19 protein-coding genes are annotated in these 21,425 nt (G+C 45.8%); 12 read left to right on the top strand and 7 right to left on the bottom strand.

Annotated features, from left to right (window positions below; all coding sequences use genetic code 11):
• Positions 1 to 110: 110 nt before the first annotated feature.
• On the bottom strand, positions 111 to 644 hold the full coding sequence (locus AC2TF5_RS19010) for a type 1 glutamine amidotransferase domain-containing protein (RefSeq protein WP_491298737.1): 534 nt from the start codon (positions 642 to 644) through the stop codon (positions 111 to 113).
• Between the two features lie 300 nt (positions 645 to 944).
• Here AC2TF5_RS19010 and AC2TF5_RS19005 point away from each other — a divergent pair, with 300 nt between their 5' ends.
• The 4 genes from AC2TF5_RS19005 (at position 945) to AC2TF5_RS18990 (ending at position 3,812) form a co-directional block, all read left to right on the top strand.
• On the top strand, positions 945 to 1,391 hold the full coding sequence (locus tag AC2TF5_RS19005) for a hypothetical protein (RefSeq protein WP_491298736.1): 447 nt from the start codon (positions 945 to 947) through the stop codon (positions 1,389 to 1,391).
• A 94-nt stretch (positions 1,392 to 1,485) separates the two neighbouring features.
• Positions 1,486 to 1,833, top strand: coding sequence for a bacillithiol system redox-active protein YtxJ (gene ytxJ / locus AC2TF5_RS19000; protein ID WP_491298735.1), 348 nt, complete (start codon positions 1,486 to 1,488; stop codon positions 1,831 to 1,833).
• A 106-nt stretch (positions 1,834 to 1,939) separates the two neighbouring features.
• Positions 1,940 to 2,950, top strand: coding sequence for a catabolite control protein A (ccpA, locus tag AC2TF5_RS18995; protein WP_491298734.1), 1,011 nt, complete (start codon positions 1,940 to 1,942; stop codon positions 2,948 to 2,950).
• Positions 2,951 to 3,110: 160 nt separating this feature from the next.
• Positions 3,111 to 3,812 carry a 5'-methylthioadenosine/adenosylhomocysteine nucleosidase gene (locus AC2TF5_RS18990; protein WP_491298733.1) on the top strand — a complete coding sequence of 234 codons (702 nt, stop codon included), beginning with the start codon at positions 3,111 to 3,113 and terminating at the stop codon, positions 3,810 to 3,812.
• Between the two features lie 120 nt (positions 3,813 to 3,932).
• On the opposite strand, the gene AC2TF5_RS18985 is transcribed toward AC2TF5_RS18990, so the two are convergent.
• A complete protein-coding gene (locus AC2TF5_RS18985) occupies positions 3,933 to 4,565 on the bottom strand; it encodes a GNAT family N-acetyltransferase (RefSeq protein WP_491298732.1) in 633 nt (210 codons plus the stop codon).
• Positions 4,566 to 4,844: 279 nt separating this feature from the next.
• On the opposite strand from AC2TF5_RS18985, the gene acsA reads away from it, so the two are divergent.
• Positions 4,845 to 6,569, top strand: a complete 1,725-nt coding sequence (gene acsA / locus AC2TF5_RS18980; protein WP_491298731.1) for an acetate--CoA ligase — start codon at positions 4,845 to 4,847, stop codon at positions 6,567 to 6,569.
• A gap of 209 nt (positions 6,570 to 6,778) precedes the next feature.
• On the opposite strand, the gene AC2TF5_RS18975 is transcribed toward acsA, so the two are convergent.
• A complete protein-coding gene (locus AC2TF5_RS18975) occupies positions 6,779 to 9,850 on the bottom strand; it encodes a transglycosylase domain-containing protein (protein ID WP_491298730.1) in 3,072 nt (1,023 codons plus the stop codon).
• Positions 9,851 to 10,299: 449 nt separating this feature from the next.
• Positions 10,300 to 10,899 carry a 30S ribosomal protein S4 gene (rpsD, locus tag AC2TF5_RS18970; protein ID WP_491298729.1) on the bottom strand — a complete coding sequence of 200 codons (600 nt, stop codon included), beginning with the start codon at positions 10,897 to 10,899 and terminating at the stop codon, positions 10,300 to 10,302.
• Between the two features lie 524 nt (positions 10,900 to 11,423).
• Here rpsD and AC2TF5_RS18965 point away from each other — a divergent pair.
• The 5 genes from AC2TF5_RS18965 to AC2TF5_RS18945 all read left to right on the top strand — a co-directional run bounded on the left by AC2TF5_RS18965 (position 11,424) and on the right by AC2TF5_RS18945 (position 16,355).
• Complete coding sequence (locus tag AC2TF5_RS18965; protein ID WP_491298728.1) at positions 11,424 to 13,412, top strand: sensor domain-containing diguanylate cyclase; 1,989 nt, start codon at positions 11,424 to 11,426, stop codon at positions 13,410 to 13,412.
• A 97-nt stretch (positions 13,413 to 13,509) separates the two neighbouring features.
• Positions 13,510 to 14,352 (top strand): hypothetical protein, encoded by an 843-nt coding sequence (locus tag AC2TF5_RS18960; protein WP_491298727.1) that lies wholly within the window; start codon positions 13,510 to 13,512, stop codon positions 14,350 to 14,352.
• A 111-nt stretch (positions 14,353 to 14,463) separates the two neighbouring features.
• Positions 14,464 to 15,579 (top strand): aminopeptidase, encoded by a 1,116-nt coding sequence (locus AC2TF5_RS18955; RefSeq protein ID WP_491298726.1) that lies wholly within the window; start codon positions 14,464 to 14,466, stop codon positions 15,577 to 15,579.
• Between the two features lie 95 nt (positions 15,580 to 15,674).
• Positions 15,675 to 15,920 (top strand): HPr family phosphocarrier protein, encoded by a 246-nt coding sequence (locus AC2TF5_RS18950; protein WP_491298725.1) that lies wholly within the window; start codon positions 15,675 to 15,677, stop codon positions 15,918 to 15,920.
• 147 nt (positions 15,921 to 16,067) lie between these two features.
• Complete coding sequence (locus AC2TF5_RS18945; protein WP_208914826.1) at positions 16,068 to 16,355, top strand: Fpa/YlaN family protein; 288 nt, start codon at positions 16,068 to 16,070, stop codon at positions 16,353 to 16,355.
• Positions 16,356 to 16,518: 163 nt separating this feature from the next.
• Here the strand turns inward: AC2TF5_RS18945 and cax are convergent, their stop codons facing one another.
• On the bottom strand, positions 16,519 to 17,589 hold the full coding sequence (gene cax / locus AC2TF5_RS18940) for a calcium/proton exchanger (RefSeq protein ID WP_491298724.1): 1,071 nt from the start codon (positions 17,587 to 17,589) through the stop codon (positions 16,519 to 16,521).
• 156 nt (positions 17,590 to 17,745) lie between these two features.
• Between cax and AC2TF5_RS18935 the strand changes: the two genes are divergently transcribed.
• The gene (locus AC2TF5_RS18935) at positions 17,746 to 18,132 is read left to right on the top strand and encodes an Asp23/Gls24 family envelope stress response protein (RefSeq protein WP_491298723.1); all 387 of its coding nucleotides are present in this window, start codon (positions 17,746 to 17,748) and stop codon (positions 18,130 to 18,132) included.
• Positions 18,133 to 18,167: 35 nt separating this feature from the next.
• Here AC2TF5_RS18935 and ftsW read toward each other — a convergent pair whose 3' ends face one another.
• Together ftsW and AC2TF5_RS18925 are read right to left on the bottom strand one after the other, a co-directional pair.
• Positions 18,168 to 19,394 carry a putative lipid II flippase FtsW gene (ftsW, locus tag AC2TF5_RS18930; protein WP_491298722.1) on the bottom strand — a complete coding sequence of 409 codons (1,227 nt, stop codon included), beginning with the start codon at positions 19,392 to 19,394 and terminating at the stop codon, positions 18,168 to 18,170.
• 10 nt (positions 19,395 to 19,404) lie between these two features.
• Complete coding sequence (locus AC2TF5_RS18925; RefSeq protein ID WP_241932957.1) at positions 19,405 to 19,752, bottom strand: YugN family protein; 348 nt, start codon at positions 19,750 to 19,752, stop codon at positions 19,405 to 19,407.
• 400 nt (positions 19,753 to 20,152) lie between these two features.
• Between AC2TF5_RS18925 and AC2TF5_RS18920 the strand changes: the two genes are divergently transcribed.
• Positions 20,153 to 21,343, top strand: coding sequence for a M20 family metallopeptidase (locus tag AC2TF5_RS18920; RefSeq protein WP_491298721.1), 1,191 nt, complete (start codon positions 20,153 to 20,155; stop codon positions 21,341 to 21,343).
• The last annotated feature ends 82 nt before the right edge of the window (positions 21,344 to 21,425 follow it).

The following is a 21,425-nucleotide window of genomic DNA, read 5'->3' as shown; positions in this document are numbered from 1 at the left end:
CTCAAGCAAGATTGAATTGAAAAAAGCCGTCACGGATGAGATTCACCTCAGTCGTAGACGGCTTTTTTGTGTAAAGATATAAGAAACCTATAGCATGTTGTAACTATCGTTTATGCTTCGCGCTCGCTAGCGAGTGCATCACAAAACGCTTTGCCGTAAGGTGGAAGATCCGGTGGACGCCGTGCAGAAATGATGTGCCCGTCAGTGACTACCGCTTCATCTATCCAGACAGCTCCACCGTTTTCCATGTCATCACGGATTCCGGGTGTGGAAGTGACGGTGACGCCGTTTAAAATTTTGGCTGAAATCAGTACCCATCCTGCATGACATATTTGCCCAATAGGCTTTTTATCCTCATGCATTTCACGTATGAATTGAAGCACTTTGTCATAACGGCGAAGCTTATCGGGCGCCCATCCACCCGGTACGAGAATTCCGTCGTAATCTTTGCTGTCAAGTTCATCAAACGAATATTCTGCAGTGGCTGGAACACCGTATTTGCCGATATAAGTTTTCCCTTTCTCCAGCCCGGCCAGATGAACTTCGGCCCCTTCCTCACGAACCCGGTAAACGGGATACCATAATTCCAAATCCTCAAACTCTTCGTCAACAAGAGCAATTACTTTTTTACCAGTTAGTCTCATAGGTACAGAGCTCCTTTCGGTGAACAAATCCCGGCATGATCTAGTAAATCTAGTATAATCCCGCTGCCGAATAAGTTTATTGTAACAAAAAGTTTGCGAGGATTCATTCTTTCGCCACATTTAAAACATTTAGATACATAAATGGTAATAAAAGCATCATCACAAATTTGAAGGAATCTCTGATATGATAGCGTATAGGACTATTCATATCGAACAGTAATATTTTGTTGTAATCGATTGAAAGATCCAGAATTCAGATTTACTAGACACTATGTTATAGGACTTGAGGTGGCCCATTTGTTGAAGCTTTGCAACTGCGGACAAATTATGAGAATGGAACTGAGAAAGTTAGTATATGCACGAAAGGCATGCATCTGTCATGTCCCTGTTTATGCTTGTCAGAATTGTTCAACATATGAACTCATGCCTCTGGTAAAGCCGGATTTGCTGCATTACATAAACTCGTTGGGAGAAGTAAATAGTCAAACCCGGGTTTCATTTGCTGATATTTACGAACCTGCATTTGTGGTACGAGAAGTATTGTCGTCATCCGGTGATTCACTTCAGGAATTTCAGCAACTTTACAAGGCTGCGTTTGAAGAGCGCATCAATTTGCTTCTTGATATTTACCGCTTTGCTAAAATGAAGGATGACTCGGTATGGATGAGTGAAATTATGACTCGTCTTAAGAAGTTGAATGATTTTTTACAGCTTAAAATGGAAAATTCAGATTTTTGTGCAAGTTAATCGACATATTTTGTCGAGGTTGTTGGATTTTTCACGAACATTTTGTTAGGATATAGGTTAGGAACTTCAATATAATGAAGGGAATGTATATCCTATGGCGACTATGACCAAAATGACTACAAACGAACAATTGCGTACTGCGCTGGAATCATCTCACCAGAAGGCGCTGCTACTGTTCAAGCACAGCACACGATGTCCTATTAGCGCCAGAGCTTACGAGGAAGTGACTGCTTATTTGCAGAATCATCCGAACGAAAAGGTAGACTACGCTATGATTGATGTGGTAGCTGATCGCCCGGTTTCGAATGAAGCCGCGGACGTTTTAAGCGTTAAGCATGAATCGCCGCAAGTTATTGTTATAAGCCAAGGAGCGCCGGTCTGGCATACATCCCATTCCCATATTACGGCTGAAGCGCTGAGAGGCAAACTGGACAGCCTGTAAGGCTGTGTCATTGCACAAAGCAGTAATTTGTCGTATCATAAATTTAATTGGCTTTTGAACGTATGTTTGAATGAAAGAAAATTTATTGGCAATGGAGAGAAGGAATTTGACGGTAACCATTTACGATGTGGCGCGTGAAGCAGGCGTTTCGATGGCGACGGTATCGCGGGTTGTCAACAATAACCCCAACGTTAAGCCTCAAACCCGGAAGAAAGTATATGAAGCAATAGAGCGTTTGGGATATCGTCCTAATGCGGTAGCCAGAGGTCTGGCCAGCAAGAAGACAACAACTGTCGGCGTTGTAATCCCAGACATTTCGAACTCTATTTTTGCTGAAATTGCTCGGGGTATCGAAGATATCGCCAACATGTACCATTACAATATCATTTTGTGTAACGCCGATAAGCGGAAGGAAAAAGAAATTCGTGTTATTAATACGTTGCTTGAGAAGCAGGTGGACGGGCTCCTGTTCATGGGCGGAACTGTGACGGACGAGCACATCCAGGCATTCCAGACCTCGGCAGTGCCGATTGTTCTCTGTGCAACTCGTGATGAGAAAGGCTCATACCCTTCGGTTGACATCGATCATGAGCAAGCTGCTTTTGATGCAGTGAATACTCTGATTCGGCATGGGCACCGCGAGATTGCAATGATCAGCGGCACTCTACAGGATCCGGCTAACGGTTATTCCCGTTTTCACGGTTACAAGAAGGCGCTTGAGGCAGCTGGTATTGAGTATCAAGAAGATCTCGTGCGTATCGGTAATTATCGTTATGAATCCGGTGTAGAAGCTATGAAGTATTTCTTGGGTCTGAAGAAGAAACCGACGGCTATTTTTGCGGCAACGGATGAAATGGCCATCGGAGCGATTCATAGCATTCAGGATGAAGGTTATAAAGTTCCGGATGATTTCTCGATCATCAGTGTCGACAATATTCGCATGGCATCCATGGTTCGTCCGCAGCTGACGACAGTTGCCCAACCGATGTACGATTTGGGAGCCGTAGCAATGCGCTTGCTTACTAAACTGATGAAGAAAGAGAACGTAGAAAATTCTCGTGTTATTTTGCCGCATGAGACGATTCTTCGTCTTTCCGTTAGCCATGTAAACGAGTAGTTGTTCATGTTTAACATACAACTGTATATTTGTTGAAAAAAAGCTCCTTCAGGGAGCTTTTTTCTAGTGTTTGAAATTTAAAGTCTTTGTACGGCTTACGTCCTGGTAATTAGAGTGCGTATATACTGGTATACGAAAGAATGGAGGGGCATAAAGAATCATGACAACTTCTATAATTGGCCTGATTGGTGCGATGGACGAAGAGATTGAGCTGCTTTTGGCTCAGATGGATAGCAGCGAAAAAGTGTCGAAAGCAGGGGTGAATTACGTATCAGGCACATTGCAAGGGAGAAAAGTAGTGGTATGCAAGTCAGGTGTAGGTAAGGTAAATGCCGCAGTGACGACTCAAATATTGATCGATTATTTCGGTGTATCCCAAGTGTTGTTTACGGGTGTGGCGGGCGCGCTTGATCCCAGATTGAACATTGGGGATATAGTCATTTCTTCTTCCTGCATGCAGCATGATATGGATGTGTCGCCTCTTGGTTATGAACGGGGTGTGATACCGTACCAGAGCATTTCTGATTTTCCGGCAGATGAGCACCTGATCAGCCTCGCTGAGACCGCTTGTAAGGAGCTCGCAGCGGAAGGTTACCTTGTGGGCAAGGTATTGTCTGGGGATCAATTTATCGCCAGCAGAGACACCGTACAAACGCTTTATGAGCAGCTGAACGGCGCCTGTGCGGAGATGGAGGGATCTGCTGTTGCTCAGGTCTGCCATATGAATGGTGTGCCTTACGTCGTTATTCGTTCCATGTCGGATAAAGCGGACGGATCCGCACATGTTAATTTTGCAGAATTCACCGTTAAAGCTTCCCAGCGATCTCATTCTATTGTTAGTCATATATTAGATCATCTGTAAAATAGATTTCCATGTTATTAAACTTGGTCCTAACTTACATTTCGTATATTCATGTTGAAACGGCGCAGCCATCCATAAAAGGACGGCTGCGCCGTTTCAACTAAGTATATCTAAATATAATCAATACATAAACCGTTGCTGGAATCGTATTCGGTCAAACTGTTCTTGCGAAGAAAGAGGTACCTGTTTACCAATCTTCACCATGAGGCAGTTCGCCGGATGGGAGCAAATTTCCGGATCATCGGTAGCATACCATTCCATCTCTACGACTTTCATAAGTCGTTCCATCATTTTGCGGTAATCCCATACGTTCAAGCCGCTTCCTTTGAGATCCCAATGCCAGTAATATTCAGTTGTAAATACGATATACTGCTCCATTTGTCCGTCTTCAAAAGCAGTCTGAATCATTTTTTGGCCTAGTCCTAATGAACGGTAATCATTCGCTACTTCAATGGCTCCAAGCTCGATCAAATCTTCCATTTTTCCTTGGGACCATCGCTCTTGTTCATCAGGATAGTGAAAGGTTACATATCCGACAATGGTTTCTCCGTCACGGGTAATGATTATTCTTCCTTCGGGTAGATCTGCTATTTCAACCAGCGCTTCATGCTGTTCTACAGGACGGCGAAAGGCATTAAGATCAGGGTGCATCGTCAGCTCTGAGATACGCTGGGGCGGTACGGGGCCTTCAATAATCAGGCGGCGGTCTTCAGGAAACAAGAGGTGAGACTTATACAGCTTGCAGTGTTCCATCCGGGTACGCTCCTTTCAAGTACATAACCTACTTATAGCAAAAAAATAAAAAAATGAAAAGCAATGACAGGAATTCCTAACCTATGATATAATCACTTCGACATAAAACCTTCACAATTATATCATTGACTTTCGAGTTTCCTCTCGAAAATCTTAGGTCAATGCACGATGATTTGAGCCTCAAGATGACCTGCCGTTTGTGAATTCTATTGTTACATTCATATCATTTGTAAGCGCCCACAAGTAGGGGAACGATTTAAGAATGAGGAGGATGCAATTATGAATCAAACGCATAGCGAAGTACTGCCTAGTGAAGTATCTGTTTCGAACATGAACAAATACGAGCAATCGGTCGCCCAGTTTTCCTGGGATGAGATCGAACGCCATTTCACTTGGTATGAGACAGGGAAAGTCAACATGGCTTATGAAGCAATTGACCGGCATGTAGCCGAAGGACGGGGAGAGAAAACGGCGCTGCTGTATAGTGACGCATCGCGCGATGAAGTCATCACCTTCGCCCAATTGAAGGAGCAGTCCGATAAATTCGGAAATATTCTCCGTAAATACGGAATAGGAAAAGGCGAGCGAGTTTTCATCTTTATGCCTCGCTGTCCTGAGCTTTATGTCAGCTTGCTTGGTATTTTGAAGGTAGGGGCTGTGGTTGGCCCATTGTTCGAAGCGTTCATGGAAACAGCTGTTAAGGACCGGCTGGAGGATAGCGGTGCCGTAGCACTCGTTACGACCCCTGCTCTGTTGTCTCGTGTGAAACGAGATGAGCTGCCGGAATTGAAGCATATATTCGTTGTCGGCGAGAATACGCAGGAGGACGAGGGAATTACTGATTTTTTCAGTGAAATGGAAGGTGCTTCGTCTGATCTGGAGATCGAATGGCTGGATCGGGAAGACGGATTGATCATGCATTATACATCCGGTTCGACGGGCAGACCTAAAGGTGTGTATCATGTGCAGAATGCTATGATTCAACACTACTACACAGGTAAGGTTGTTCTGGATCTGCGAGAAGATGATATTTACTGGTGTACTGCGGACCCGGGCTGGGTTACCGGAACATCTTACGGTATTTTTTCGCCTTGGCTCAATGGGGCGACGAATGTTGTACGAGGAGGTCGTTTCAGTCCACAGGACTGGTATGGAACGCTTGCGAAGTATAAGGTAACGATATGGTACAGTGCTCCCACCGCATTTCGCATGCTGATGGGTGCAGGCTCTGATCTGATCTCCCAATACGACCTGAGCAATCTGCGTCATGTTATGTCTGTAGGAGAGCCTCTGAACCCTGAGGTGGTGCGCTGGGGCTATAAAGCTTACAAGCAGCGTATTCATGATACATGGTGGATGACGGAGACTGGAGGACAATTGATTTGTAACTATCCGGGTATGGCGATTAAGCCTGGATCCATGGGCCGGCCGCTGCCGGGTATAACCGCAGCCATTCTCGATGATCAAGGACGAGAGGTGGCGCCATACACGATGGGCAACCTCGCAATCAAAACAACATGGCCGTCCATGATGAGACAGGTCTGGAACAATCCTGCTAAATATGAGGAATATTTCAGAATTCCGGGCTGGTACGTTTCCGGTGATTCTGCTTACATGGACGAAGAGGGATATTTCTGGTTCCAAGGCCGGATTGATGATGTCATTAATTCTTCCGGTGAGCGGATCGGGCCTTTTGAGGTGGAGAGCAAGCTGGTAGAGCACCCTGCGGTCGCAGAAGCAGGTGTTATCGGTAAGCCTGACGTAACAAGAGGCGAGATCATCAAGGCCTTTATCTCGCTTCGTGAAGGCTATGAGCCTACACAGGAGCTCAAGGACGAGATTTACCGCTTTGTGAAGGAAGGATTGTCAGCGCATGCTGCCCCGCGGGAAATCGAATTTAAAGATAAATTGCCAAAGACTCGTTCCGGTAAAATCATGCGCCGTGTTCTGAAGGCATGGGAGCTAGATCTGCCAACAGGCGATCTGTCGACGATTGAGGATTAATTACTTAAGTGAAAGAGCAGTCTGTTAGAGTCTCGCAAGACTCAAGAGACTGCTCTTTATTTTTTCAAACGATAAGAAAGTGTAAATATCGGAGTAAAGCACATCCTTATCTCGCGTTTTTCTTAAGACTTCGTTGAACAAGAAAACAAGGGCCACCCCTATGAGCAGATATTTCTGCTATAGGGGTGGCTCTTATTGTATAGATTGGTTTAATTTTTTTCGAAAAATACAGTAGGTGAAGCTGAAGATTCTCCAACTGCATTTACAGCTGTAATCCGGAACGTCCCGCTGATCGGGGAACTATTACTGGAGTGGAACTCGTTCGTTTGACTTGTTCCGATTATTTGATAGATCCCGTCATTGTTAGGACTGTAATAGACGTTATACAAGGTTACTCCATCCTCAGGAGGGTTAGCGCTCCAAGTTGCCCGGAATCCTTCAGATGTAGCCTGGATCGTTGGCTGTCCCGGCTGTTTAGGCATAGAGGTTGGTCCCTGAGGATTAGTGTCAGGAACTTTTTCCGTTCCTTCATCTGGTGTACTGCCGTTAGTTTCATTGCCCGGATCTGGTATTGGATCTGGATCAGGGACGGCAGCTCTTCCGACGGCTGCACTTGGCTCAGAGGTTTTCCCTGCAACGTCTACTGCAACAATGTAGTAGGACGTGTTTGCACCCCCAGAAGTCGTAAATTGTTTCGTACCATCTGCCATAACAACTTGACCTTGGTTCACAAACGGACCGCCATTCACGGAACGATACAGTCTGTAACCAACAACATCAGGTGATCCACTTGGCGAAAAGGTGATAACACCGTTGGAGTAGTTCAAGTTTTTCGGAGGAGTTGGTGCTTTTCCATCATCCACTCTCGGGTCGACCTTAGTCGGCATGCCTTTGTTGGCATCCTCAGGAATGTAGAATTGCAACGACTCATGACCTCCACGCATGACAGCGAAAGCAGCTTCAAGCTCCTTGATCAGTTCATCGATCGGCTTTTCCCGTTTTATGACGATCTGCTCTTTGAGAAAATCTTCAGGCGTTCCATCTCTAGGAATATAATTAGCGCCTTTATAAGTAATATATTTGGCTTTAGCCAGACTGTCGTCTCTTTCTGTAGGTACAAACTTTGCATTAAACAGGTCCGTAACAAACTTGTCAGTCAGCTCAGTTGGTAGCTTTCCACTATATGCAGATACAGTTTTGGACACGATACCTTCAGGCTTTTTAAACTCTTTTGTTGGGAACAGGTCAGGTTTGAGATTGATCGCTTCATTCATGACCTTGGTCCAGATGCTTTGTGCATGGGTTCGTTGAGGTTTATCCAGCGTATTTACAGAATGCTTATACCCAACCCACACACCTAAAGTAATGTCGGGAGAGTAGCCCAAGAACCAGCTATCTCCATAGTCTTGGCTTGAACCTGTCTTACCGACTATCGGTACTTTATTGAAGTGCTTATAGTTGTCCCGCACGGTGCTGCCTGATCCGTTGGTTATAACGGTACGCATCATATCGGTCATCAGGTAAGCGGACTGACTCGAAAATACCTGCACGGGTTCTGTTTCATGTTTATATACAATTTTTCCATTTGAATCCACAATTTTCTCAATCATATAGGCATCGGCAAATTTACCCTGATTGCCGATCGAGCTGTAGGCATTAGTCAACTCCTCAACAGACGTGCCGTGAGTAAGTCCGCCTATAACACCGGTACCTGCGGCATAGTCCTTTTCCACGAGGGTGGTAATACCGAGCTTTTTAGCGAAGCCCAAGGCATTCTCAATGCCGATGACATTGTTGAACAGATTCAGCGCAACGGTATTCGTTGAGTTGTTCAGCGCTTCGCGCGCGGTCATAAGGCCCTTATAGCGCCAGTTTACGTTTTTCGGGATGTGATACCCTTTCGAACCATCCTTCAAAATAACCGGAGAGTCATCCACAATGCTGCCTGGCTGAACCTTGCCTGAATCAAGTGCAGGCAAGAAAGCGGCAATCGGTTTCATGGCTGATCCCGGCTGACGGACCATCTGGGTAGCGTAGTTCATCTCTTCTGTTTTAAAATCCCGGCCCTCGATCATACCAAGGATGGCGCCGGTCTTGTTGTCGATCATCATTGCAGCCGTTTGTTCTTTACCTTTGGTTTCACTGTCGGGGAAGAAGTTGCTGTCATCTTCCGCAATCTTTCGCATCGCACCATAAATCGTGCGGTCTATGGTCGTGTATATTCGATAACCACCGGTGCTCAGCTCAGACCGTGCCTCATCCATCAAAGAGCCGTTTTCTTTCGTTTGTTCCCCATCGACTTCCGGATTGTTTAGCTCCATAATAATTTTAGAAGCTTGGCGTTCAACCTCCATCATCAGATATGGGTAGGTAACATATGCCTTTTGGGTACGTGGAGCAAGAGATTTCTCAATGTCGAAAGCTTTTGCTTCTTTATGCTCGGCCGGAGTGATTTTACCTTCCTGCAGCATACGATCAAGCACAAGCCCTTGTCGTTTCATAGCACGTTTAAATGACTTCTCATCAAACTCCCCTATACCGTTGAAAGCCGAATAAGCGGAAGGGAGCTGGGGAAGACCTGCTAAATAGGCAGCCTGCGCAAGGTTGAGTTTGTTAAGGTCACTAATGTTAAAAATTCCTTTAGCCGCTGCTTTGATTCCGAACACATTATAGCCGTTTGAACCGTTCCCGTAAGGTACTTTGTTTAAGTAGGCCGTTATGATTTGTTCCTTGCTTAAAAAACGTTCCAGGCGGAATGACAGTAAAATTTCTTTCACTTTCCGGTCACTTGTCTTGTCGCGGCTTAAAAAGGCTTGCCTTGCGAGCTGCTGTGTAAGTGTACTGCCGCCTGTCTGAACAGGCTCATTCAGGAGCCGCTGCTTTACAGCACGGGCAGTGCCCATGAAGTCTACCCCTTTATGTGTGAAAAAACGATTATCTTCTATGGATACAACCGCATCAATGACAATTTGGGGAATTTCATCATGTTTTACGGGTCGCCGGTCTTCTTCTGTCCGGAGCTGTCCAATAGGGGAGCCATCCCCAAAGTAGGCGAAGCCAGTGACGGCGTTATCGTCCATCTTTTGTTCGATAAGAGCTCTTGATCTTACGGGTTCATCTTTAACGATAGAGGTTACATATCCTAAGACGGTTCCCCCGATGAACAGCGTTCCCATCAAACCAATCACAAAGAGCCAGCCCAGTACCGATCCAATTTTTCGTCCAATGGATCTTTTCGGAGGGCGCTTGTTCTCAGGCTCCTGTTTTTTCTCCTCAACCATGAATGTTACTCCTCCTTTTAACGCACCTATTATAGCATAAATCGACGGTTTTGAATCATCATATCGCATCCTGTCGTTCCCATTTTACGGAAATTTGATTTTTTTAGAATTGCTGTACCATAAATAATGGTAAAGCGCATAACGAAAAAAACTAAGTAAGACCTCAGTAGAAGGGTGGAAAGATGTTTACAGAGTCGGGAGGTGGTGTATGTGGTGTAAACCGATAACGCGTGAGGATGTGCAGAGACAATGAAATGAGAAGAACTAACAGGTTGGTAAGCAGAAGTTTGCAAAACTGAAGCGGATCTAACTTTAAAAGTATGTTTGATAAAAAAGACAGGTGCACCTGAGGAAGCTCTTCCTATCATTTTTGGAAGAGAGTCCCGGTGTATCTGTCTTATTGCAGAGAAAAACCCGGAAGTAATACCTCCGGGTTTTGTAAATCAATCTTAACGGTTGTAGAATTCGACGATTTGCTTCTCGTCGATATCTTGTGACAATTCGGAACGTTCTGGCAGACGGATGTACTTGCCTTCCATTGCAGTTTCATCGAATTCGAGGTAAGCAGGAAGATGTACGCGGTTAGCCAAAGCATCTTTAATTGCAGAAAGGCTGCGGCTTCTTTCACGAAGACCGATTACGTCGCCTGTGCTAACAGCGTAAGAAGCGATGTCCACTTTTTTGCCGTTCACAGTTACGTGACCATGTGCAACCAACTGACGGGCACCTGCACGGGAGTTGCTGAAGCCAAGACGATAAACGAGGTTGTCCAGACGGCTCTCAAGCAGGAACATAAAGTTCTCACCGGCGATACCTTTCATGCCTGTTGCTTTATCGAACAGGGTGCGGAATTGTTTCTCACCCAAACCATACATATGGCGCAGTTTTTGCTTTTCTTGAAGCTGCATTCCGTAGTTGCTCATTTTTCTCCGTTGGTTAGGACCATGTTGTCCTGGAGGAAAAGGGCGTTTCAATTCTTTGCCAGTACCGCTGAGGGAGATGCCCACACGACGGCTTAATTTAAATTTAGGACCGGTGTAACGTGCCATGTAATATAGACTCCTTTGTAATTAAGTTTCATTTAGGGCTCTATTTGCGCCGTATTTGTTTATTACTGCCGGTATCCGGCAGATCTGACAGGAAAGTTCAGCCGCTGTCCTGTCAGCAACAAATATCGTGAGGGTGACACAACGTTCCGCCCAATTCAATTGGAATGCATTGCATTCTTGTTCAACAATAAATATTATATGAAATGGTGATATAAAGTCAAGTTGAAGATTTCATTATCATTTGTCTAAAATTGTCGATAGGACCATGGACCTAAAAAATATGAATGAAACTCCGAAATTATAATGCAAAATTGGGTAGAAAAGAGTAATATAAGATTAATAGTAAATTATTGATTTAATTTAGAATACATACTATGTCGCTGTACTGCTTAACAGTGAGAAGGAAAGCGGCGGATTACTATGCCGCAGTCGTGCAGGCTTTGGTTAGATGAAGGCTTGCGCATTTAAACCGGAATACTGGGTCTTTAGATAGACCTTTATAATGGTGCAAAGGAGCGCCCTTTATGTCAGAAGAACAACGGAAAGTTTCTGAAAGCTCTCCCGTTTCTACGGCCATGTTTAACGGTCCCGGGCGAATTCCTAAAACGGAATCTTGTGTGTGGCACCAGACGATGGATATAACACCTTCAGATTTTCCCTATCTTCAACAGTTAATAGAAGAGAGTTTCGAAGAGTGGATGATGGAGAGCGCCGGGCTCCAAATGGTATCCAAGGCTGATTGGGCTGTCATTAGTCCGATTGGGGAGTGGCTGGTTGGGGATCCCATACTGCAGGAATATTTCTCAGCCGGGGATGACAGTACTTTAAATCGAGCCTTGGAGATAAGAGCGGCTGCGGCTGGTAGCAGTGAAGACCGTCTTGGCGGCAGAATTGTATGTGCGACTCCTGTGTTTTCAAGAACTCACGGTGATTTGTTTGCCGTACTGATCAGTGTCTCTTCTGCAGAGATAGGGAAAGAACAGGCTCAATTTATGACAGAAGCGGCAGCGTTAATGCTTCGCGCTTGTTTTTACCGCCGGTTTGAATCTATATTTGTAGAAGATTTGGCTAAAATTCATAGCCAAGCAGAGCGGGAAGCCCGTAGACGTTCCGTCCTGTTTCAAGTTGTGAAGCGAATGCATGCCCAGATTAATGTGGATGGGGTACTTACGGAAATGCTGGTCAGCGTTCTTGACCTTTATCCGAACGTGAACGTGAAGCTGTTCATGTCGCAGGATCACCAGAGCAGCCATCCATTGATACGTCCTTTGCTTTTGCACCATTGGCAAGAAAAAGTGTATGTCCGAACCTTTATGGAAGGTGCCCTGACGATTTGCGAGAATCGGGACCAACCGCAGGGACTATTAGAAGTCGGTGTTCCCGTAGGGGGAAAGCAGGGTGTCTATGGTGTTCTTCACCTTGTGGTCAAGCGTGAGGAAATGGAGGATATGGATCTTGATCTGCTTGGTATGATGGCGGATGCCGCAGGGACGGCTTTCGAAAATGCCAAGTTGTACGAGCAGTCGAACCTGATGATCCACGAACTGCGAATGATTAACGAACTGACCCAGCAACTGAACAAAAGTTTGCAATTGGCGGACATTTATCAGTTTGCCAATGAGGAACTGCGTAAAATACTGGCCGCAGAGTATTGCTGTATTCTGGGTTATAACGAGGAGCTAAGTGGACTGGAGGTCATGTCGTGCAATGCCCCGTGGCTGGCTAAAGAAGTGTTCGAGAAAGATTATGGCCTGGGAGGGTTGGTATATCATTCAAAGGAGCCTCTGATCCTGGCGGATTACATGGAAGAACGTCCTGCGGTATCCAAGCTGATGGAAACGACTGGATCCAATTCAATTATCGCGACACCTCTGACCGTAAATGGGGAAACACAGGGTGTTATATTGTTGACCCACAGAAAAAAACATTATTTTTCTTATGATAACTACCGTCTGCTTCAAGCGTTAACGAGCCACATTGGGCTCGCGGTAGGGAATGCTTCCCTACATGCGGAGGTAAGACGGATGGCGAATCGGGACATGCTGACAGAGCTTTATGCCCGGCATTATCTCGATGAAGCTATACATGAGTGCCAGAGCCGTGATTTTTGTGGCTCGCTAATCGTGGTCGATATTGACCAGTTCAAGCAGGTGAACGATACTTTTGGGCACCAGCGTGGCGATAAAATATTAAAGCAGGTCAGCGGCATCGTGAAAACGTCTATTCGGCAAAGTGACATTGCTGCCAGGTGGGGTGGGGAAGAACTCGCGGTTTACCTTCCCGGCTTAGGTATTGAGCAGGCACTTCAGGTGGCTGAGCGCATACGTTTAAGGGTTGCGGAAGAGACAGAGCCGAGAGTGACCGTCTCCTGCGGCATATCAGAATGGAACTGGATGCATGACAGAATTAGTGTTGAATCTCTTTTTTACCGTGCGGATATGGCGCTTTACGAAGCTAAGAACGGCGGGCGAAACCGGATTGTGGTTGAAAAAACCGATACTTCGGAGGAATAAAGGAAGCCTATCGGCTGTAAATGCCGATGGGCTTTTTTTTGTATAAATGGGAAAGGGACGGTTAGCCTAAGAGGGATGAATATACGAAAGGCTGATCATGATGATAGGATACAGAACTATTTTACGCTTTCGCAATATGCTGTTTTGGCTGAGCTTGACACTCTGTGTACAGGGCTGCGGAATGGAGCAGCTTTCTGCTGAACAATCTTTTAATCGGGCAGTTGCCGGGTTGGAAGGAGTGGATAATTTTACGTTTAAAGGAGATGTGGCGATTCGAAACGTGGACAGCGGTATTTTTAAGCAGACGGTCGCTTTTGAAGGTCAGCTTCAGAATCATAACCTGCTCACCCTAACGACTTCAAAATCGCCCCCTTCTTCGTCTACAGCCTCAACCTATTCCGCTGGAAGTATGAGCATGGACGGTTTGAAGGGGAAGATGAAATATGAGAAGGGAGCTTGGCGGCCTCTTGCCTCCGGCTACTCGAATGGTGACTGGATGTTAGGGTTGAATCCCTTGGAACAGCTTCGATACATCGGTGAAGCCGACAAAAAAGTAACTGAGGAGTATGGTGCAGCGCGTGGTACCAAAGTACTCCGGATTGAGCTGGCTCCTGAAGCTTCCCGGAAGATGCTAAGTGAAGCGCTGAACGGGCAAATGAAGCAACTTCGCAATCGTATGGACCAAAAGGGCGACGTACTCTACTCAGATAACGCTAAGGCACGAGAGAGACTTCAAGCTGTGTGGGAGAGGGAGAATCAGGAGTTAACCCGGTTGGTTTCAAATACAGATGTTTCCACCGTTTTTCATTTGACAGTAAACAAGAAATCATACCTGCCCCAAAAACTGTCCTCAGAGCGTAAAATTTCTTTTAAAGGCCCTTCCGTGCGTAAGCAGGATGAAACGATGATGTCAGATATCAGCTTTTCGGAATTTCGATAATTTTCCGGTGACGGCTGACGTCACACCTTTTACCGTGATACAATATAATAATGAATTTACCGCTGTTCAATTGAGAACAAGCAGGCAAATCAGCTCAAGGAGGTTATATGAATGCGTGATCCAAGAATTCAGAAATTAGCCGAAAACCTGGTTGGTTATTCGGTAGATATGCAGCCAGGTGAGAACGTGCTGATCGAGATGATCGGCTCAGAACGTGATCTGCTTAATGCCATTATCGAAGAAGTTGGGAAAAAGGGAGGTCATCCTTTTGTCCAGCTGACCGATAGAACGGTACAGCGTGCAATGCTGAAGAATGCTACGAAAGAGCAGCTTACACTGTGGGCTGAACTGGACTTGAACCGGATGAAACAGATGGACTGTTATATCGGCATCCGTGCAGGAGAGAATGTAAACGATCTGTCCGATGTCCCGGAAGAGAACATGAAGCTGTACAACTCCCTGTACTCGCATCCTGTACATAGTGAAGAGCGTGTGAAACGCACGAAATGGGTAGTTCTCCGTTATCCGAATGCGAGCATGGCACAGCTGGCTAACACTAGCACAGAAGCCTTTGAAGACTTCTACTTCGACGTATGCAACCTGGATTACTCCAAGATGGATCGTGCACAGGATCCTTTGGCGGAACTGATGAGAAAGACCGACAAGGTCCGTATTGTTGGTCCTGGAACAGACCTTAGCTTTTCGATTAAGGGGATTGGAGCTGAAAAATGCTCTGGCCAGAAGAACATACCTGATGGAGAAGTGTACACTGCGCCGGTTCGTGATTCTGTTAATGGAACGATTTCTTACAACTCTCCGACGCTGTATAACGGAGTCACTTTTGAAAATATTAAATTCCGTTTCGAGAACGGTAAAATTGTAGAAGCAACGAGCAGTGATACGGCCCGGATAAACGAAATTCTGGATTCCGATGAAGGCGCCCGTTATATCGGTGAATTCGCGATCGGTTTCAACCCGTATATTCTAACACCAATGAAAGATATTCTGTTTGATGAGAAGATCGCTGGAAGTCTTCATTTTACACCTGGTCAAGCCTATGATGTGACGGACAACGGCAACCGTTCTTCCATCCACTGGGATCTTGTATTGATCCAACGTCCGGAATATGGCGGTGGGGAAATCTATTTTGATGACGTGCTGATCCGTAAAGATGGTATGTTCGTGATTCCTGAACTTGAGGGACTAAACCCTGAAAATCTGAAATAAAATGAAATATAGTTGCATAAGAAAACGGATTCAATGTATCATGAAGGAGAAATAAACTGCATTTCTTTACATCTTAAAGTTACGGAGGGATTCGTATGTCCAATAACAATGCAATCGTTGTAGACATTTCTCAGACAGCAGGCCAGTTCTCATCTTCTATTGTTTTGCAGGCTGAGAACAAGTACATCGATGTAAAGAGCATTCTGGGCTTGTTCACAACATTGGTGAGCCACCAGAGCTATGAGCTACACGTTCACGGCTCTGATGCCGACGAAGCAAAAAAAGCGATGATCGACGTATTTACAAAACATGGCTTGAATGTAAAAGTGGTTGCTGAATAAATTCAGCGAAAAACATCCTTCCCTAAACGGAAGGATGTTTTTATATCATTGAGGAGTACTTTTGAACTGGTCCTTGTATTGACTTGCGATTTCGTCTAATATTAGATGTAGTAACCGTGCAGTGATATTAACATAGGGGGGAAGATCATGACTTCATCTGATTTGCAAGAACAGCTTCACCTTAAAGCAATCAGTCTTCTACATGAAGATGCAGATAAAATTCAAAAGCTCATTGAAGTGCAGATGGAGAATCTGGCAACCCGTTACTGCCCTCTCTATGAGGAAGTGCTGGATACCCAAATGTACGGATTTTCAAGAGAAGTTGATTTTGCTGTCCGTGCCGGGCTTCTTCCGGAAGTGACGGGGAAACAACTGCTCAGCAAGCTGGAACGTAATCTGGCTCTGTTATATGAAGCCATGAACCAAGCCGAATAGCCTGTCCAGTACAGGCGATACATAGAAACGCATGCGCGCGAGGGAGTGTCGGCATGCGTTTTTTTAAATTGAGGCGGTTAAAATACAAAAGACGCGTTATACGGAGGAAGACTCAGTATGACGCGTCTTTTATTTATTTGAAAACGAGCGAAACAACAGGGCTCTATACGAGATAAAAAGAGAAACCAAGGATGACGTAGACTGCAAGAAGCATAAGCCCTTCGTACCAGTTAGTCGCGCCGTCCTGTGTGATCGATTTAGCGATAAAGACAGCCACACCAATCGCCACGAGCTCGATGGTCGTAAATACGATATCCATTGTATTACCCATAAAAAAGCTGATGAAAACCAGGACAGGGGCTACAAACAAGGCGATTTGGAGACTGCTGCCGACTGCAATTTCAACGGCTGCACCGATTTTATTCTTCATAGCGAGCATAATGGCTGCACTATGTTCTGCGGCGTTACCGATAATCGCTACGAGGAATGCACCGACAAACAGCTCACTAAGCCCGTATTCATGACTGACGGGTTCCAGAACCCCGACAAGCCATTCACTGACAAAGGCGACCATAACGGTGGCCACGATAAGATAAGTGATAGAGCGTCCTTTGGACCATGTAGGACCGTGTTCATTCGGAAGCTCTTGATCACCACTGTCGCTGACATCAGCTAAATAGCTTTTGTGTGTGATCATGGAGAACAGGAGCCACGCGAGATAAGCGACAATGAGAATACCGGCCACAATCAGGCTCAGAAATTTTGTGTCTGATTCCGTAATAGAGTGGGTATTCAGAAATACAGCGGGGATGAATAGCGCGATAATACCTAATATCATTAGGGAACCATTCAGTCCGGCCAGTGTGACGTTGAATTTCTGGATTTTGAATTTCAGACCGCCTGCAAATAGGCTGAGTCCGAGAACGAGCAGCAGGTTGCCGATAATAGAACCAGTGATACTGGCTTTTACCATATCGTATAGCCCTTGCCTTACCAAAAGGATGGCGATGATGAGTTCGGCAGCATTACCGAAGGTCGCATTCAGGAAACCTCCGAGCCGCTGTCCGGCATAGTGAGCGACGCTTTCTGTTGCTTTTCCGAGAAATCCTGCGACAAAAATAACCGAGACGGCCGACAAAATGAATTGCAGCGTAAAATTCCAACCTAAGAAGTGTCCTGCTGCGCTCAGCAGGAATGTAATGACTAACAGTGCGGGACTTAACCACTTTTTCAAAGCGTACACCTACCTTTAGGTATGTGAAATATTGAATATTCTTTTACAATATACCCCAAACTTTGACTAAAATAAACGCAAGTGTTAACCAGCATTTGCTTTTTAGGCCTGTTAGGATTTACAATAACGGATAATGAGGATGAAGGAGGATTTGACATGGCGGAACAACTTCAACTGGATAACGGTTTGATTCGGATATCGGATGATGTCGTCTCGAAAATCGCCGGAATGGCTGCCTTGGAGACTCCAGGGATCGCAGCAATGTCCGGTGGATTGTCTGAGGGCTGGGCGAAACGGCTTAGCGGTAAAAATGTACAAAAAGGTGTGACAGTGGAGGTAGGCCAACTTGAAGCAGCGATTGACCTGCGCATTATTGTGCTGTATGAGACACCGATACATGAAGTGTGCCGTATGCTTCAGCAGAACGTACGTGAAGCTGTAGAGAGCATGACAGGACTTCGAGTTGTCGAAGTTAATGTCAAAGTCGAAGGCGTCGCTTTCAAGGACGATGAGATTGATGACATTCCGAATCGCACGAAATAGGCCAATCAGAATAAGGAAATATGAACCAAAAAAGACTACCGGGTTGCCCGGTAGTCTTTTTTAATGACGGATTTTACATGTTCTTCCTTCTCGGGACGGTTGCTTTCTCTAGAGATGCTAAGCATGATTCCCATAGCGAGCATCATAACCATTAGGGAAGATCCACCGTAGCTGATGAATGGAAGAGTTACACCCGTAATTGGTATGGTGTTGGTTACTCCGCCAATATTGATAAACGCCTGAATAGCGATGAGACCCATAATCCCTATGCCGGTAAGTGTTCCGAAAGGATCTGGACAGCGGAGAGCAACGATAACTCCCCTCCATATAAAATACAGATAAATCATTAAAAATATCGAGGTACCTATAAACCCGAATTCTTCCCCGATAACGGAAAAGATAAAGTCGTTGTACGGGTTAGGCAAGTAATGAAGTTTCTGCACGCCTTCACCATATCCTGCCCCGGTTACACCCCCCTGGCCGATGGAAATGAGGGATTGGACCAGGTTATATCCTGTACCGGATTGGTCCTTAAAGGGATCGAAGTAAGCCTCAATCCGGCCGACTTTGTAGTTACTGCTTGCCGCCTGCTGCTCATCTCTGCCCGAGAAAGATTCGAATAGGGAGCCGACTCCGATTGTCAAAGCGAGTCCGAGCGCGACAAGCGAAATACATACCGTAATATGCTTCATGCTTGCCCCGCCGGCATAGATAATAAGTCCGCAAGTGGCCACAAGGATAAAGGTAGAACCTAAATCGGGCTGAAGCATGATCAGACCAGCAACAACCCCTACGATAATCAAAACCGGGAATAAACCGCCCTTCCATTGACGGATCCTTTCCCCTTTCTTCGTTATCAGTGCAGCCAAATATATAATCGTGGCGATCTTGGCTAATTCTGTCGGCTGAATGCCTAGTTGACCAAGATGAAACCAACTGGAAGCACCGTTGGTAGTTTTTCCGACGACTACAACAAGGATCAGCATGATTAACGATAAGAAAAAAACGGGTATAAATAGCTTTTTGTACTTCTTGTAATTGATGTTCATCGCGACCAGCATCACAAAGGTACCGACAATCGCAAAAATAAGTTGACGTTTGGTGAAATAAAGCGGGTCGTGTCCCCATTTCTGGCTAAAGACGGTCAAGCTGGAGCTGGAACTGAACACCATGAGCAATCCGAATCCCACCAACAGCAAGGTAAGGATCAGCAGCTGGAAATCCGGCGTCCCTCTCTTGGGCTGTGGTTTGTTTGTTTTCATAACATTACCGTTACGCTTCCAGCAGCAATTTTAGTTCTTGCAATTTCTTCGTGGCAACGTTCAGAATAGGCTGCGGAGCCGGAGTGTCATATTCCAGACCATGCGGGAATGTGGCTTTTCCCAAGTAAACGGCTTCAATTTGAAGCACGGTGTCGGGTTTCTCCAGTTTTCCTTCCACAGCGCGGGTATTGATGCGAAGGAAGTATTCTGCATCGCTCTTCTTATCTTCAATTTTCAAATCATATGTAGCGCGGTAGTACTCCCACTGCCAGCGGATAAAGCCTACCTTCTCGGCACTTTCATCGAGATAAGCCAATTCACTTTTTAAGCCGTCCAAGCCCGTATTCTCAAAAATCATGGCGTTAATAACCTCCTTAATTAGTCCCTACAAAGTTCTTTAAATATGATAGTATTTTTCAAGAACTTGTGCAAGCCTGATAGCCCGCCAATCGTAAGGTCGGGCGTGTTGTTGTTACAAGAAGAGACGGAATGTAAACAGAAGGAATATTTTGATAATAAGAATATGTAGGCCGTCTTTTTTCTGCTACAATAAAATTAATGAAAGTTCTTGTGAGGAAGAAGCGGGCGTATTGTGCGGTGAAATCCAATATGTAGGAAGCGCTTACCACATGGCCTCGCTCGTTAATAGGCAAGTGCAATTTTATTTTAAGAGATAAGAAATGCTGGGACATGCGCGCGTGTTGTGTACACTTCATGGATTGCTGAGGCTAGATTGAGCCGTTCAGGCGGGGGGAAGGATGATTGATATGAACGAGCAAGTATACTTGGAACAGCTGTTTCCGAAAATGGTGGAATGGCGGCGTTATTTACATATGCACCCTGAAGTGTCTTTTCAGGAAGAGAAGACATCCGCTTTTGTCGAGGCACGTTTACGTGAAATGGGTTACGAAGTAACCACGGGAATGGGTGGTCATGGAGTGATGGCGGTTCTAACAGGAGGGCAGCCGGGAAAGACGATCGTGCTTCGTGCGGATATGGACGCACTGCCGATTCAGGATGAGAAGAGTTGTGAGTACAAATCCACTGTAACAGGTGTAATGCACGCCTGTGGTCATGACGGACATACGTCTATCCTTCTGGCAGCTGCTTCTTACTTCCGGCAAATTCAGGAGACGGTCCGTGGAGAAATCCGGTTTATGTTTCAGCCAGCGGAAGAGGCGTGCCCTGGTGGCGCCCTGGGAATGATTGAAGCAGGCGTACTAAACGGAGCGGATGTCATTTACGGCTTGCACTTATGGACACCGCTTAAGCTTGGGACGGCAGCAAGCACGCCCGGCCCTGTAATGGCAGCTGCGGATGAGTTCTTTATCGACATTATCGGACGGGGCGGACACGGTGGGATGCCCCACGTGACCGCTGATGCAGTCGTGGCAGGTTCTGCTCTCGTTATGCAGCTGCAGACCATTGTCAGCCGGTCGGTCGACCCGCTGCAGCCGGCAGTCGTCACGGTAGGAACCATCGAAGGCGGTTCTGCTCAAAATGTGATTGCCGACCGATGCCGGATTACCGGAACAGTCCGAACATTTGATGAAGATACACGTAAGCTTATTCGTACCCGATTAGAGTCGATCACTCGGATGACAGCCGAAGCATACGGAACCGAAACCGCGATTGAATATCTCAGCGGTTATCCCGCGGTTGTGAATGATGAGAATGAAGCAGAGCGCTTTTTCCGGACGGCTCCGCGCATTTTTGGAGAGAATCAGGTTCATCTTTCTCCTAAAATCATGCCAGCTGAGGATTTTGCTTACTATTTGCGTGAAATACCGGGATGCTTTATGTTTGTGGGAGCGGGGAATCCAGAAAAGGACGCTGTCTATCCTCATCATCACCCAAGATTTGATTTCGACGAGGATGCGATGCTGCACGGGCTAAAGCTGATGATCGAAATGGTGCGCTCCTATCAAGATGAGTTTGCTCAAGGATGACCTGAGAGGTTTAAGAGAGTTCAAGCGTTTCAAGCACCGCATGGAACCGGGATAAATTGGGAACAGTGAACTTGGGGAAGTT

It is taken from the genome of Paenibacillus sp. JNUCC 34, from assembly GCF_058269055.1.
Note: the sequence above shows the minus strand (reverse complement) of the source record. Positions and strands in the feature narration are given on the sequence as shown.

Coding starts and splice junctions, on each gene's coding strand:
- AC2TF5_RS18950 (WP_491298725.1), top strand. CDS start 15,675: ATGTCCAATAACAATGCAATCGTTGTAGACATTTCTCAGACAGCAGGC.
- acsA (WP_491298731.1), top strand. CDS start 4,845: ATGAATCAAACGCATAGCGAAGTACTGCCTAGTGAAGTATCTGTTTCG.
- AC2TF5_RS18990 (WP_491298733.1), top strand. CDS start 3,111: ATGACAACTTCTATAATTGGCCTGATTGGTGCGATGGACGAAGAGATT.
- ytxJ (WP_491298735.1), top strand. CDS start 1,486: ATGGCGACTATGACCAAAATGACTACAAACGAACAATTGCGTACTGCG.
- AC2TF5_RS18965 (WP_491298728.1), top strand. CDS start 11,424: ATGTCAGAAGAACAACGGAAAGTTTCTGAAAGCTCTCCCGTTTCTACG.
- AC2TF5_RS18960 (WP_491298727.1), top strand. CDS start 13,510: ATGATGATAGGATACAGAACTATTTTACGCTTTCGCAATATGCTGTTT.
- ftsW (WP_491298722.1), bottom strand. CDS start 19,394: ATGAAAACAAACAAACCACAGCCCAAGAGAGGGACGCCGGATTTCCAG.
- AC2TF5_RS18955 (WP_491298726.1), top strand. CDS start 14,464: ATGCGTGATCCAAGAATTCAGAAATTAGCCGAAAACCTGGTTGGTTAT.
- AC2TF5_RS19010 (WP_491298737.1), bottom strand. CDS start 644: ATGAGACTAACTGGTAAAAAAGTAATTGCTCTTGTTGACGAAGAGTTT.
- AC2TF5_RS18985 (WP_491298732.1), bottom strand. CDS start 4,565: ATGGAACACTGCAAGCTGTATAAGTCTCACCTCTTGTTTCCTGAAGAC.
- AC2TF5_RS18945 (WP_208914826.1), top strand. CDS start 16,068: ATGACTTCATCTGATTTGCAAGAACAGCTTCACCTTAAAGCAATCAGT.
- AC2TF5_RS18975 (WP_491298730.1), bottom strand. CDS start 9,850: ATGGTTGAGGAGAAAAAACAGGAGCCTGAGAACAAGCGCCCTCCGAAA.
- AC2TF5_RS18920 (WP_491298721.1), top strand. CDS start 20,153: ATGATTGATATGAACGAGCAAGTATACTTGGAACAGCTGTTTCCGAAA.
- rpsD (WP_491298729.1), bottom strand. CDS start 10,899: ATGGCACGTTACACCGGTCCTAAATTTAAATTAAGCCGTCGTGTGGGC.
- AC2TF5_RS18935 (WP_491298723.1), top strand. CDS start 17,746: ATGGCGGAACAACTTCAACTGGATAACGGTTTGATTCGGATATCGGAT.
- AC2TF5_RS18925 (WP_241932957.1), bottom strand. CDS start 19,752: ATGATTTTTGAGAATACGGGCTTGGACGGCTTAAAAAGTGAATTGGCT.